The following is a 13,859-nucleotide window of genomic DNA, read 5'->3' on the forward strand; positions in this document are numbered from 1 at the left end:
GGACTGTCCATATGATCTCATGCTGTGACGAGCGCCACTCACCGTGGCCCGCCGCACCCCTAGTCCACTCTCCGACCTTCGACATCGATCGACAGGAGCTTCCATGAGCGCAGTCGGCACGACTCAGCCGCAGGCCTCCACAGGGCATCTGAACCGCTGGTGGTACGTCGTCACAGGCTTTGTGACACTGCTGTTCGGCACGACCGCCGTCAACGTGTTGTTCAACATTCTGGGTAAGCCCATGACCGCAGAATTCGGCTGGGAACGAAGCGTCATCAGCAACGGCCTGTCCATCGAAACGGTGCTGGTGGGCATCAGCATCGTCATTCTGGGTTTCCTCATCGACCGGTACGGCCCCAAGATCCCGTCGGTTCCGATGTCACTGGCATTCGGAATCGGCCTGATGCTGATGTCCGCCCTACCGAACAATCAACTCGTCTTCTACCTGCTCTGCGTCGTGATCGGCGCCGGAGCGGGCGCCGTGAACCCGGTGGCGCACTCGACCGTGGTGAGTGCGTGGTTCCAGGACCGTCGCGGCATGGCGCTGGGCATCCTCATGGCCGGCCTCGGCTCGTGCGGAGTACTGATGCCGTATCTGGCCAACTGGATGCTCGGCATCGGCGGATGGCGGATGGCGTTCCTGGTCATCGGCGCCCTGTGCACGGTCATCCCGGCCTCGGTCTACGCGTTCGTCACGCGAATGCCCGCCGAACACGAAGCCGAGCGCAAGGCCGCGCGTCTCGAGGGCCGCATGGCCGGGGAATCGCTGCTCACCGTGGCGAGGAAGTACCGGCAATTCTGGCTGCTGTCCATCGCCATCTTCCTCGTGTCCTCGGCGACGTTCGGCCTGATGTCCCAGGTTGTGCCCATGACCACGGACAAGGGCATCAGCCAGGGCACCGCCGTCTCCATCCTGTCCGTCCTGAGCCTGGCGTCGATTGCCGCGCGACTGCTGGTCGGCTATCTGCTGGACCGGTTCTACGCCCCTGCCATCGGGTCGATCATCTTCGCCCTGTGCGCGGTCGGCGTCTTCTTCATGATCACCTCGTCGCAGACCGGCCTGCTGTTCGTCGGCGCCGCCCTGATCGGCCTCGGCCTGGGATCCGAGGGTGATCTCGCCGCCTACATGGTGAGCCGATACTTCCCCAAGCACTCCTACGGCCGGGTTCTCGGATTCATCTACTTCCTGTACGCGCAGGGGTCGGCGTTCGGCATCTTCCTGCTCGGACAGGTCTACAGCGCCACCGGTTCCTACAGTGCCGGCGCGCTACCGATCATCGTGCTGGTCGGAATCGCCATCGCCTGCCTGCTGATGATGGGTTCCTACCGCTTCACCCTGGACCATCGCGAGATCGGCGCCGACAATGTCACCGTCGAACAAAAGGAGCACGTATGACCGACGGATTTCACGACGCCTTGGTGACTCGCGCCACCGACGACATGCCGGAGAAGTTCTTCGACCGGTTCATGTTCAATCTCCACCCGGACGGAGGTACCGCACCGTCGGCGATCCTCGGGGCGGGCGTCTATCCGCAGCGGAACGTCGTGGACGGTTTCGTCGTTCTGACAACGGGGTCCGAACAGCGCAACCTCCGCTTCTCGACCGAACACTCCGAGACCGACGGCGCCTCCGTCGGACCGTTGACGTGGGAAACCTTGGAGGACAACAAAACCTGGCGAATTCAGCTGGGTGAGAACAAGACCGGGCTCGAACTGGATCTGCTCTGGCGCGCACGGGCGCCGTACTGGCTCGGATCGGTGGACGTGAAGAACACGGACGGCAACGTCACCGCGTTCGATCACCTCTTCCAGCCCGGTCGCTACGAAGGCACTCTCACCCTCGACGGAACCACTGCGGACGTCGGGGGGTGGTACGGACTGCGGGACCGCTCGCGCGGTGTGCGCACGATGTCCGGGGGCCAGGGCCTGCACATCTGGTACCAGGCCCAGTTCCCGGACCGCACGTTCGGATTCCTGCTCGTCGAGGACCGGGAGGGCGGACGGATCCTGTTGGAGGGCGCCGTCATGCACGACGACGGCCGACTCGACGACATCGCCGACGTCCGGCACGACCTGGTGTTCACCTCGGGCAACGACCTCGCTTCCGGCACGGTGGAGATCGTGACAGCCTCCGGAGCCACCTACCGCGTCGACGCGGACGCCTCGGCCGGCGGGGGCTTCATGGCAGGCGGCGGCTACGGCGGGCACCACGGCAAGGTCCGCGGCCGCGACCACGAGGAGTTCGACGTCTACCCGTTGGACGGGACGGTGGGGCCGACGACTCTCGACTCGGCCCTGACCGACCGGTGCTGCACGTTCGACTGGGACGGGCAGACCGGGTACGGGATCTTCGAGTTCGCGCTGTCGCGGTCGTCGTCCTACGCGTACCGCGCCAGCATCGCGACGTAGTCCGATGCGTATCACTGCCCCTGCACCCGCCGACAGTGCAGGGGCAGTGCACTATTCGCGGAAGGCGTCCAGGCCCTCGATCGCCATCCGCACCATGTGGTCGGCCAGCCCGGCCGTGCGAGTCACCTTGGCCGGCCAGTATGCGATGGAGAAGATCATGCCCAGGCAGGACTGGGTGGCCACGGACACTTCCGCCGGTGACGCGGCGGGGATCGACCGCGCCACCGCAGCCTCCCAGCTCTGGACGTACTGCTTGCGCCGGCGATTGATCGCCTTCCGCCACGGATCGACCAGCGACCGGTCTTCACGCTGGCTGACATTCACGAGATGCCGGTGCCGGGCTGCGAACAGGGCGTGGTGCCGGATCATCCGCTGGAGATCGAGATCCGCGTCGTCGTGGACGGGTTCGGTGGCGCCGATCAACTCGTCCATCGCCTCGTCGAACAGGGTGGCCAGGATCTCGTCCTTGCCGGAGAAATGGCGGTAGATGGCGGGACCGCTCAGTCCGGCACGGGACCCCAGTTCGTCGACACTCGTACCGTGAAAGCCTTTTTCGTAGAACAGCTCTGCGGCAGTGTCGAGGATCTTCCGGTTCCGGTCCACCGCGCCATTCTAGCACCGGTTGTGAACGATCGTTATAGTGGATCGATGACGATACCAGGCGGAATCCCCTCCTACCTCCAGGTGGTCGCACTGCCCCGCGAGTGCGGGCCGGTGCTCGTTCCGTCCGCCTACGAGGACGAGAACGGCCACATGAACATCCGCCACTACTTCGACCTCGAGGCGCAGGCGATCGCGGAGGTGTTCGACCGGATGGGCATCACCGACGACTACCGCGCCACCCGCGGCCAGGGGTTCTTCACCGCGGAGCACCACATCCGCTACTACGCGGAGGTCCACGTCGGCGACCGGGTGTCGGTGCACGCGCGGATCGTCGCACGCTCCGACAAGGTGGTGCACGCGATGGCCTTCCTCGTGGACGACACCACCGAGCGCCTCGCCAGCACCCTCGAGGTCACCGCCACCCACGTCGACCTCACCAGCCGCCGGGTCGTGCCCTTCGCCGACGACGTCGCCGACGCGGTCGACCGGGAACTCGCCCGCACCGACGTCGACTGGCCCGCGCCCGTGTGCGGTGCGATGGGCGTCCGCGCCCGCGCCTGAGCGGCATTCCGTCCGCCCCGGGCAGACGCGCACCTTCTCGGTTCCCGCACTCGCTGCAGGGGCCGACAGGGGTGCGTGAGCGCAAATGTAGTGCGTCTACCTCGATCACGTTCGTAGATAGTCGAATTCAGCGCTCGAGCACCTCCTGACGACTCGAGGCCACCTGCGCCTCGTCGCACGGGCTCAAGACGAGCCGGTTCCGAGCCGAATCCATTTTGCAGAGAAGTGCGAAATCCATCGCCGCAGGTAAAGGCGTTTTTCAGTCGCCCCCTTGAAAACGCTCGTTATCAGCGCTACCTTCGTCATAAGGTAAGACCAAAAGAATTTCGCGGACCGGCTCTCGCTCCGCGTGCAACAGGAAAGGACCAGTAGGTCGATGAGTGACTTCACGGATGTGACGTACGAGGTCGAGAACGGACTCGCCTGGATCACGATCAACCGGCCCGACCGGTACAACGCGTTCCGCGCGAAGACGGTCGACGAGTTGGTGAAGTCGTTCAAGAAGGCGTGGGGCAGCTCCGAGGTCGGGGCGATCGCGCTCACCGGTGCCGGCGAGAAGGCGTTCTGCTCGGGTGGCGACCAGAAGCAGCGCATGGAGACGGGCGACTACGGTCCATCCGACAGCGGCTTGTTCGAGGTCGAGGCACTGCACCGGGTGATCCGGGACGTGCCCAAGCCCGTGATCGCCGCGGTGAACGGTGTCGCGGTCGGCGGCGGACACGTGCTGCACCTGCTGTGCGACCTGTCGATCGCCGCAGAGCACGCCATCTTCGGGCAGAACGGACCGCGCGTCGGGTCGTTCGACGCCGGACTCGGCACCGGGTACCTCGCCCGGGCGATCGGCGAGAAGCGGGCGCGTGAGATCTGGTTCCTGTGCCGCCGCTACAGCGCGGAGCAGGCCCTCGACTGGGGCCTGGTCAACAAGGTGGTGCCCGGTGACCAGTTGCGCGCCGAGGTCCGGGCGTGGGCCGACGAGATCCTGCAGCTGTCGCCGACGGCGCTGAAGGTGCTCAAGCAGTCGCTCAACGCCGACACCGAGCACTTCATCGCGCAGGGCAACATGGCCTACTCCACGCTGAAGCTGTTCGGTGAGTCCGCCGAGGCCATCGAGGGCATCAGCGCGTTCAACGAGAAGCGTAAGCCCGACTTCTCCAAGTTCCGCGGCGCCTGACCGATGACTTCCGGACGGCGGGGCTGTCTTTCGCCTCGCCGTCCGGCAACTCACTTCCCAGGACCCGTCACAGAGAGCAGTAGGCCACATGCGTTTCACCCGAGAGCAACGAGAGTTCGCGGTCGCCGTTCGCGAGTTCTGCGACGCCGAATGCAAGACCCTCCAGCAACGTGACCTGCTGACCGAGGGCGGCACCCTGGCGAACAGCCAAGTCATCCTCGACAAGTTTGCCGGCCTCGGCTGGCTCGCCGTCTCGCTGCCGGAGGAATACGGCGGGGGCGGCGCCGGAATGGTCGAGGAATGCATCTTCCTCGAGGAATCCGCCCGCGGCCTCGCACCCATCATCGCCTACTCCACCGGACTCACCGCCGCGCAGACGTATCTGCGCTACGGCACCGAGGAACAGAAACGCACCATCGTCGGCAACATGGCCGCAGGCAAGCTCGAGGCGATCGCCCTCAGCGAGCCCGGCGCCGGCTCCGATCTCGGTGGCGTCCGGATCAAGGCGGAACTGGTCGACGACCATTACGTCATCAACGGGCAGAAGACGTGGATCTCCGCGGCCCACATCGCCGAGCACATCCTGCTCCTCGCCCGGACCGACACGTTCGGCAACAAGCATCAGGGCCTGACCCTGTTCATGGTGCCGACCGACGCGCCCGGCCTCCAGATTCACGAGATCAAGACAATGGAAGCCCGGACCTGCAACGACCTGTACTTCACCGACGTCGCGGTCCCGGTGAGCGCTGTCGTCGGCACACCGAACCAGGCGTGGCGCCATCTGATGCGCGGACTGAGCGTCGAACGGCTCATCATCGCGACGATGGCGCTCGGCGGCGCCCAGCGTTCGCTCGACGACCTGATCGCCTTCGTCACCGAGCGCGAGCAGTTCGGCCACAAGATCAGCAGCTTCCAGGCCATCCGGCATCGGATCGCGGACCTCGCCACGGAGATCGCCTTCGCGAAGTCCTTCGTGTACGAGGTGGCCGAGCGGATCGACGCCGGCGAGGAAGACAACCTCAACCGCGAGGGCTCGATGGCCAAGCTGAAATGCACCGAGATCGCGAAGAAGACCGCGCTCGAGGCGATGCAGATGATGGGCGGCTACGGCTACACCCGCGAATACGGCATGGAGGAACAGGTCCGCCGCTCCCTGGCGCCGCCGATCTACGGCGGTACCAACGAGATTCAGCGCGAGATCATCAGCAAGAGCCTGGGCCTGTAGCCCTCGTTCCCGACCATTAGGACCAGCGCATGACCACTTCTCCCTTCGCGTCCGACGCCCTCGGGGGCAAGCGCGTGCTCATCACCGGCGGCGGCACCGGACTCGGTCGCGGTGTCGCCCGCCACCTCGTCGACCACGGCGCCGAAGTACACCTGTGGGGCCGCCGGCCCGCCGTCCTCGAAGAGGCCGCCGCGGAGGCGTCCGTCTCCCGGCCGGGCTCGGTGCACTGGCAGACCGTCGACGTCCGCAACGCCGACCTCGTGTCGTCCGCGATGGACGAGATCTGGGCGCTGCACGGCCCGCTGACGGGCGTGATCAACAACGCCGCCGCGAACTTCATCGCCCCCACCGAATCACTCAGTCCGCGTGCATTCGAGGCTGTCACGTCGACCGTGATGAACGGATCGTTCAACACCACCCACGCCGCGGGCCGCCGCTGGATCGAGGGCGGAACCAAGGGCGTCGTCCTGTCCACCCTCACCACCTGGGTGTGGAGCGGTTCTGCGTTCGTCGTCCCGTCCGCGATGGCGAAGGCCGCCGTGCACTCGATGACGATGTCGCTCGCCGTCGAATGGGCCCGCTACGGCATCCGCCTCAACGCACTCGCCCCCGGACCGATCCCGACGGACTACGCGTGGGAGATGCTCAACCCGACCGAGAAGAGTGCCGTCGGCGCCACCCAGGCCGACCAGGTGCCGATGGGCCGGATGGGCACCATGGAGGAACTCGCCAACCTCACCATCTTCCTGCTGTCGGACGCCTGCGACTACCTCACCGGCCAAACCATCGCGATGGACGGCGGCCAGATGCTCGCCGGCCCCGGCACTTTCGCCGGACTGACGTCGATGAGCAGCGAAGACTGGGCCGCCGCCCGGGAAAAGAGCAAGGCCGCCAGCGAAGCCGCGAAGGCCCAGCGCGGGGTCTGACCCACACCCGTACGAGGAAGGCCTGCCGACGAGACTCGCGTCCGTCGGCGGGCCTTCTCCTGTCTGTCCAGGAGGGACATGACCATCGAGGACGTCACCGCACTCCCGTTCGTCGCGACCGGTGTCGAAGCACTGTTCCGAGTAACACCCGTGACCGGCGACGCCACCCACGGCAAGTCCACGATGACGACCGGACCGTGGATGGCCGATGAGCGCGGACTGCCGTGCCGCGGCGCACTCGGTGTGCTGATGGACGACGTGACGGGATATCCGATCACCGCCCGCGCCCCGGCCGGGCACTGGTCCGTCACGACGGAACTTCACCTGGACTTCTCCCGCAGCCCTGCACTCGACGGTTCGGTCCTGCAGGCGGAAAGCCACGTCGTCACCGAAGATCCCGACGGGGGGCTGGCAACCAGCCGGGTCGTCGACGAGTCCGGACGGGTCGTTGCGCTCGCAAGCGCCCGCCTCCGATTCGTCGCCGCCGACATGCCAACGGGTTCGGTGCCCGACCACGTCGCTCCAGTCCGAATGAACGCGACCTCGATCATCGAACTGCTCGGTGCGCACCACCGAAGGGACAACGCCGCTGCCGGCCTCGAACTCGAACCGTCGGAGTCGCTCCGCAATCCGCTGGGCAACGTCCACGGCGGGGTCCTGCTGTGCGCCTCCGAGCTCGCCGGCCACTCCGCGGTGACACCACATGCCGAATTCCAGACGACGTCCATCGCCATGGCGTTCGTACGGCCCTGCCCGGGCACCGAGCCGATCACCTTCGCCCCCAGAATGATCTACCGCGGCCGTACCTTCGCCGTAGTTCAGGTAGTCGGACGCAATCCATCCGGAAAGACCTGCACCACAGCGACGGTCACGTGTCATCGCATGTGACCGGCCGCTGCGCCGGCGATCAGGCGCCGGTGCCACTCATCGCACGCGATTCGTGCTCGAGGACCTTCCCGGTCGTGTTCCGCGGGAGTAGGTCGACGATGCGCAGTTCGAGCGGCAACTTGTACCGGGCCAGTGCGGCACCGGCGAACTCTCGCAGCTCCTCCAACTCCAGTCGCGCGCCCGGCACGGGGACGACAACCACCACCACCCGTTCTCCCCAGCGATCGTTGGGGGCGCCGATCACCGCGACCTCGGCAATGGCCGGATGGCCGTACAGCACGCTCTCGACCTCTGCGGGGTAGAAGTTCTCGCCACCACTGATGATCATGTCCTCGAGCCGGCCCGCCATTTTGTAGTAGCCGTCCTCGTCCTGGTAGGCGACGTCACCGGTGCGCAACCAGCCATCCGGGCCAAGTGCGGCGGCAGTTTCCTCGGCCATGTTCCAGTATCCCGGGGTCACGGTGTCGCCGCGCACGCAGAGTTCTCCGCGCGCACCGGGCGTCGTCACCACGTCGCCGTCGGCGTCGATCAGACGGGCCTCGTTCAGCATGCCGGCGGTGCCGCAGGGACCCCAGCTTGTCGAGCGCGCGATCGGTGCCCCGGAACGTCGCTCCGGTCGCCGCCTCGGTGAGACCCCAGCACTGGCTGACGGGAATGCCCCGTGCCCCATACAGCCGCAACATCGGTTCCGGGACAGGCGCTGCACCCGCGACGATGATACGGACGCTGGACAAGTCGGCGGTGTCGAAACGCTCGCGTTTTGCTCGTGAACATCATGGCCGGCACCATGAACAGCGACGTCACCCGATATCGCTCGATGTCGTCGAGCAGTGTCCCCGCGTCGAGTGGCGCCGACGTGAGCGCCGCATGTTCGGCGTTGTAGTTCACCGCCAGCATCCAGTTGACGTTGCTGGCCCACAGGTTTCGGTGTGTCAGTATCGCGCCCTTCGGCCTTCCCGTGGTTCCTGAGGTGTACAGGATCGGGGCGGGCGAATCTGCGTCGAGGCGACTTCGCCCACATGGCAGGGCCGCTGCGCCGGCAGGTCGTCGATTCCTTCCCAGCCGTCCCTGCCTGAGACAGCCTTGCCGCAGAGGTCAGACCACGGACTGTGTCAGCCCTGCCGCGCGGTGGGCGGCGTCGAGGAAGGCACGCACGAGTGCCCCGTCGCGGTAATACTGATCGCCGACTCCGGCGACGGCGCGGCGGCGCCCGTACTCGTACAGCACCGCCAGCTTCCACAGGGCCAGTGCGGTGTACCAGTTCAGGTTCGACAGGTCGGCGCCGGTGGCGGCCGCGTATCGCTGGGCGAGTTCGTCGCGGGTCGGGTAGCCGTCCTCGAGCACCGCGACGCCGAGGTCCTCGGTGGGTGTGCGCTGCTCCCCCTCGACGGGATACGACGCGAGGAAGTACCCCAGATCGAAGAGCGGGTCACCGATCGTCGCGAGCTCCCAGTCCAGCACTGCGGCAATACGTCCCGGTGAGTCAGGGGCGAGAATAACGTTGCCGATGCGGTAGTCGTTGTGGATGATCGACGCACCGGATTCGGCGGGCACATTGGCGCCGAGCCACGCGTCGATGTCCGCGAACTCCGGCGGCGGCGTCCCGTCCTCGGCCGCCACCAATTTGCCCATGCGTCGCAGGTGACGCTCGTTGAATCCCTCCGGACGACCCAGATCACCCAGCCCGGCAGCCTGCCAGTCCACCGCATGCAGTGCCGCGAGGGTGTCGATCAACGCCTCACCGATGCGACGGCGGTCCGCGGGCGCGCTCAACGCCGGCGGTGTCTCGGTGGTGACCACCGGACCCGCGACGTAGTCCATCACGTAGAACGGGACATCGAGTACGTCACCGGTCTGACCGACGGCGAGGACGTCCGCCACCGGCACACCACTGCCCGCAAGGCCCCCGACGAGGCGCGCCTCCCGCAGCATGTCGTGGGCGCCCGGCGGAACCGGCGGAGGCGGGGGACGGCGGACGATCACCTGACGGACCCCGTCGGACACCAGGAACGTCAAGTTCGAATGCCCGTCGCCGATCCGGGAAGTCGTGAGCGTGCCATCGGTGATGCCCCGATCGCGCAGGAACGACTCCAGCGCACCGAGCGTGTCGGGCGTCCAGTCCCAGGTCATGCGCTCGCCTCCATCCGTGTTCTCATTCGTTGATACCTATTGGCCTGTGAAGCGCGGTTCCCGCTTCTCTTTGAACGCCGCGAGCGCCTCCGGCATATCTGCGCAGCGGGTGAGCAGCGCCTGTCCTCGGTTCTCCAACTCCAGGGCCGCGGAGTAGGACGTGACTTCCTGGTTCCGCTGCAGAGCCCGCTTCGACATCCGGACGCCGCCCGGGGAGTTCGAGGCAATGGCCTCGGCCACCGCGACGGCCTCGTCGAACAGGTCCTCGCTCGGCACAACTCGGTTCGCCAACCCGATTCGGGCAGCTTCCTCGGCGCCGACGAAGCGTGCCGTGTACGCAATTTCCGCCGCCCGGCCCGGCCCGACGAGCCGGGTGAGCTTCCACGACGTGCCCAGTTCGCCGACGGACAGGCCGACTTTGACGAACGCCGCGTTGAACTTCGCCGTCGGCGCTACGAGGCGGATGTCGGCGGCGAGCGCGAGAGCCATCCCGCCTCCCGCCGCGGCACCGTGAATCGCCGCGATCACGGGGAACGGCAGGTGGTACAGCGCCGCCAATCCGCCGGTCGCGGTCTCCTGGAACCGCAGGAACTCGCGCACACCCATTTCGGTGATGACGTGGATCTCGTCCAGATCGAACCCCGCACAGAACACCCGGTCGCCCGCGCCACGGATGATCAACGCCCGGGCGTCCGTGTCACGCAACGCGTACGCGGCGGTGTTGAACTCCTCGAACATCTTCACGGTCATCGAGTTCATCCGGTCCGGCCGGTCGATCGTGAGGACGGCGATCTTGCCCTCGATCACCTCGAGGGTGAGGGTCTCCAGCTGGGGCGGCGTGTAGTTGCTCAGCACCGCTGTATTCTCCCGCGTTTCCGTCTGCGTCATGCCGGTCACCGCCCCGTGAACTTCGGGTTGCGCTTTTCCTTGAACGCGGCCAGGGCTTCGGGCATGTCCTCGCCGCGGGTGAGCAGTGCCTGACCGCGGTTCTCCAGTTCGAGCGCCGCCGCGTACGACGACACCTCCATGTTCGCGTGCAGCGCTCGCTTCGACAGCTGCACTCCGGCAGGGGAATTCGCGCTGATCAGCCGGGCCATGGCGAGCGCCTCGTCGAGCAGCGACTCGGCCGGAACGACCGCGTTCAGCAGCCCGAGGGACTCGGCCTCGACGGCCTCGATGAAGCGGCCGGTGTAGGCGAACTCCGCTGCCCGCGCGGGACCGATGAGCCGGGGCAGGTGCCAGGATGCGCCCAGGTCGCCGGCCGAGAGACCGATCCGCACGAACGCCGCGTTGAAGCGCGCCGCCGGCGAACCGATCCGGATGTCGGCGGCGAGGGACAGGGACAGCCCACCGCCGGCGGCCGCACCGTTGACCGCCGCGATCACCGGGACGCGGATACTGCGGATCGCCGCGAGTGCCCGCGCCGCCAGTTCTTGCTGGTCGAGCATGCCCATCGGCGTCAGTGACGACAGCCCCTCGGCGTCGTCGAGGTCGAATCCCCCGCAGAACGCCTTACCGGCGCCGGTGAGGATCACGACCCGCAGGTCGTGCTCGTGATCCAGCTGCAGCGCAACCTTCTCCAGTTCGACGAACATGGTGTTCGTCATCGAGTTCATCCGTTCGGGGCGATTCAACGTCACGACGGCGATGCCGGGTTCCGGCCGCTCGAGCGTGAACGTCTCCCATGTGGTGGGCTCGGTCACGAGTTCACTCCTTCTCAAGTTCGGCGATCCCAGGTGATCGCCGTCAGTGTGTGGTCCGGGCGTCTCGCGCCCGGCAGGTCAGGTCGCTGCGGCGGCCTCGCGCACCGCACCCGAGCGCAGCCAGTCGGCGACGCGGCCCGAGGCGATCCCCCAGTCGGTCAGGATTTCGGTGGTGTGTTCGCCCGGCGCCGGCGGACGGCGGTCCACCGCGGCAGCCGTGCGACTGAATCGCGGCGCGGGCGCGGGCTGAACGAGCCCGTCGACCTCGACGAACGTGCCGCGCGCGACGTTGTGCGGGTGCGCCGGCGCCTCAGCGACGTCGAGGACGGGCGCGATGCAGGGCGTGAGTCCCTCGGCGGCGTCGAGCCAGTCGGCGAGAGTGCGACCTCGCACGGCGTCGGCGAAGATCTTCTTCATCTGCGGCCACTGCGATCGGTCGTTCTGGTCCGGGAGGTCGTCGGGCAGGTCCAGCAGCGCGACGAGGTCGGCGTAGAAGTGCGGTTCCATCGCGCCGACGGCCAGCCACTTGCCGTCCGCCGTCTCGTAGGCGTCGTAATAGGGCGCGCCGCCGTCGACGAGGTTGGTGCCGCGCTCACCGTTCCACACCCCGGTCTGCGCGAACCCGAAGAACGGCGTCGCGAGGAGTGCGGCACCCTCGACCATCGCGGCGTCAATCACCTGTCCGAGCCCCGAGCGCTGCCTCTCGAACAGCGCCGACAGGACGCCCAGAGCGAGAACCATTCCCCCGCCACCGAAGTCACCGATCAGACTGAGCGGCGGGGTCGGCGGCTGGCCTTGGCGTCCGATCATGGACAGGGAGCCACTGAGCGCTACGTAGTTGATGTCGTGTCCGACATGCTGGGCGAGCGGTCCGTCCTGCCCGAAACCGGTCATACGACCGTAGATCAGCCCGGGGTTCCGTGCGGCGCAGTCGTCCGGTCCGATGCCCAGTCGCTCGGCAACTCCGGGACGGAAGCCCTCGATCAGGACGTCGGCGTCCTCGACGAGCGACAACACCACCTCTGCACCCTCCGGGTGTTTGAGGTCGACGGCGAGTGAGCGACGGCCCCGGTGCAGCAGTTCGGCGCGGAAGTCGGCGTTCGGGCCGACCAACCCGGCACCGACGGCACGGTCCACGCGAATCACGTCGGCGCCGAGATCTGCAAGGAGCATGGCGCAGAACGGCCCGGGGCCGATCGAACCGATCTCCACCACCTTCAGTCCCGACAGCGGTCCGGTGAACGAGCGTTTCACGCTGCCCTGCGCCATCTACCCGCCTCCCGTCGCTCTTTGGTCCGATAATAATACCTTGGAACCGTTCATGGTGGAATCCCCGGACGGTCGCTTTCGAGCGTATGCACTGACGACCAGCACGACCGACAGCAGAACCACCGCTCCCCCGACCACCAGCGCGGGAGTGACGGGCTCGGACAGCACGACCGATCCGAGCGCCACAGCCACCAGCGGATTCACATACGTATGGGTGGCAACCAGCGGCAGTGGCGCGTGGTGCAGTAGCCACGCGTATGCGGTGAACCCGACGATCGAGCCGAACACCACGAGGTAGCCGAACGCACCCCATGCCCGGGGTCCGATGGCACCGTCCAGGCGTTCTCCCGTCGCGACCGAGGCGAACGCCATCGCCGCGCCCGCCGCCAGAAGCTGATACATCGCACTGACATACACGTCGTGGGGCAGCCAGATCCGCGGCTTGATCCACGACCCGAACGACCACGAGAGACTGGACAGCACGATGACGGCCACACCCACGAGCGGGAGTCCGGACCGGTCACCACCGTGCGGCAGCACCAGGATTGCCAGACCGATCAGCCCCACACCGACGCCGGCCAGCTCCAGAACCTGCGGTCGGTCGCCGGACAGGGCGCGATAGATGCAGATCCACAGCGGCACCATCGCGACGAGAAGTGCCGTCACCCCGGAGGGCACTCCGTGCAGCTGGCCCACCGAGGTCAGGCCGTTGCCGCAGGCAAGCAACAGCACACCCAGGAACGCGGCACCCGCCGTTTCCCGCCCGGTGAGGCGCAGCCGCCGCCAGCCGCCGCGACAGGCCAGGAAGGCGGCCATCAACGCGGCGGCGAGCACGAACCGTGCGCCCATCGAGCCGAGCGGCGGAACCTCTTCGATCACCAGGCGGATCGCGAGGTAGATCGACCCCCAGATCACGTAGACGAGGAAGAGGGCGAGCGCGATCGCACCCCTTCCGGCACGCCCGGACGACACGA

General features: G+C 67.1%; 14 protein-coding genes and 2 pseudogenes. 7 read left to right on the forward strand and 9 right to left on the reverse strand.

Annotation, left to right across the window (positions count from 1 at the left end; translation table 11 throughout):
• The first annotated feature begins 103 nt into the window (after positions 1–103).
• Positions 104–1,396 (forward strand): MFS transporter, encoded by a 1,293-nt coding sequence (locus DTA22_RS17185; protein ID WP_112300219.1) that lies wholly within the window; start codon positions 104–106, stop codon positions 1,394–1,396.
• A complete protein-coding gene (locus DTA22_RS17190) occupies positions 1,393–2,409 on the forward strand; it encodes a DUF7064 domain-containing protein (RefSeq protein ID WP_112300220.1) in 1,017 nt (338 codons plus the stop codon). The genes DTA22_RS17185 and DTA22_RS17190 overlap by 4 nt, the downstream gene beginning before the upstream one ends.
• 51 nt (positions 2,410–2,460) lie before the next feature.
• Here the strand turns inward: DTA22_RS17190 and DTA22_RS17195 are convergent, their stop codons facing one another.
• Complete coding sequence (locus DTA22_RS17195) at positions 2,461–3,012, reverse strand: TetR/AcrR family transcriptional regulator (protein WP_112300221.1); 552 nt, start codon at positions 3,010–3,012, stop codon at positions 2,461–2,463.
• 45 nt (positions 3,013–3,057) lie between these two features.
• On the opposite strand from DTA22_RS17195, the gene DTA22_RS17200 reads away from it, so the two are divergent.
• From DTA22_RS17200 to DTA22_RS17220, 5 genes are all read left to right on the forward strand, one after another.
• Positions 3,058–3,573 (forward strand): thioesterase family protein, encoded by a 516-nt coding sequence (locus DTA22_RS17200; protein ID WP_037231261.1) that lies wholly within the window; start codon positions 3,058–3,060, stop codon positions 3,571–3,573.
• Between the two features lie 376 nt (positions 3,574–3,949).
• Positions 3,950–4,744: an enoyl-CoA hydratase-related protein gene (locus DTA22_RS17205; protein ID WP_112300222.1), complete on the forward strand. Its 795-nt coding sequence runs from the start codon at positions 3,950–3,952 to the stop codon at positions 4,742–4,744.
• An 88-nt stretch (positions 4,745–4,832) separates the two neighbouring features.
• Complete coding sequence (locus DTA22_RS17210) at positions 4,833–5,969, forward strand: acyl-CoA dehydrogenase family protein (RefSeq protein WP_009475532.1); 1,137 nt, start codon at positions 4,833–4,835, stop codon at positions 5,967–5,969.
• A gap of 29 nt (positions 5,970–5,998) precedes the next feature.
• Positions 5,999–6,895 (forward strand): SDR family oxidoreductase, encoded by an 897-nt coding sequence (locus DTA22_RS17215; protein WP_112300223.1) that lies wholly within the window; start codon positions 5,999–6,001, stop codon positions 6,893–6,895.
• A gap of 78 nt (positions 6,896–6,973) precedes the next feature.
• Positions 6,974–7,783 carry a PaaI family thioesterase gene (locus tag DTA22_RS17220; RefSeq protein ID WP_112300224.1) on the forward strand — a complete coding sequence of 270 codons (810 nt, stop codon included), beginning with the start codon at positions 6,974–6,976 and terminating at the stop codon, positions 7,781–7,783.
• A 19-nt stretch (positions 7,784–7,802) separates the two neighbouring features.
• Here DTA22_RS17220 and DTA22_RS36065 read toward each other — a convergent pair whose 3' ends face one another.
• From DTA22_RS36065 to DTA22_RS17250, 8 genes and pseudogenes are all read right to left on the reverse strand, one after another.
• The gene (locus tag DTA22_RS36065) at positions 7,803–8,333 is read right to left on the reverse strand and encodes an AMP-binding enzyme (RefSeq protein ID WP_160118522.1); all 531 of its coding nucleotides are present in this window, start codon (positions 8,331–8,333) and stop codon (positions 7,803–7,805) included.
• A gap of 106 nt (positions 8,334–8,439) precedes the next feature.
• Positions 8,440–8,517 (reverse strand): annotated as a pseudogene (locus DTA22_RS37165) (hypothetical protein); the annotation flags it as partial.
• 220 nt (positions 8,518–8,737) lie between these two features.
• Positions 8,738–8,875: pseudogene (locus tag DTA22_RS37170) on the reverse strand (hypothetical protein); the annotation flags it as partial.
• Between the two features lie 3 nt (positions 8,876–8,878).
• Complete coding sequence (locus tag DTA22_RS17230) at positions 8,879–9,913, reverse strand: phosphotransferase family protein (protein ID WP_112300225.1); 1,035 nt, start codon at positions 9,911–9,913, stop codon at positions 8,879–8,881.
• A 36-nt stretch (positions 9,914–9,949) separates the two neighbouring features.
• A complete protein-coding gene (locus DTA22_RS17235) occupies positions 9,950–10,801 on the reverse strand; it encodes an enoyl-CoA hydratase/isomerase family protein (RefSeq protein ID WP_112300392.1) in 852 nt (283 codons plus the stop codon).
• A gap of 5 nt (positions 10,802–10,806) precedes the next feature.
• A complete protein-coding gene (locus DTA22_RS17240) occupies positions 10,807–11,616 on the reverse strand; it encodes an enoyl-CoA hydratase/isomerase family protein (protein WP_112300226.1) in 810 nt (269 codons plus the stop codon).
• 78 nt (positions 11,617–11,694) lie between these two features.
• The gene (locus tag DTA22_RS17245; RefSeq protein ID WP_112300227.1) at positions 11,695–12,885 is read right to left on the reverse strand and encodes a CaiB/BaiF CoA transferase family protein; all 1,191 of its coding nucleotides are present in this window, start codon (positions 12,883–12,885) and stop codon (positions 11,695–11,697) included.
• Positions 12,886–13,857, reverse strand: a complete 972-nt coding sequence (locus DTA22_RS17250) for an EamA family transporter (protein WP_112300228.1) — start codon at positions 13,855–13,857, stop codon at positions 12,886–12,888.
• Positions 13,858–13,859 lie beyond the last annotated feature (2 nt).

Origin of the sequence: Rhodococcus wratislaviensis (assembly GCF_900455735.1) — a bacterium.
Lineage (GTDB): Bacteria > Actinomycetota > Actinomycetes > Mycobacteriales > Mycobacteriaceae > Rhodococcus_F > Rhodococcus_F wratislaviensis.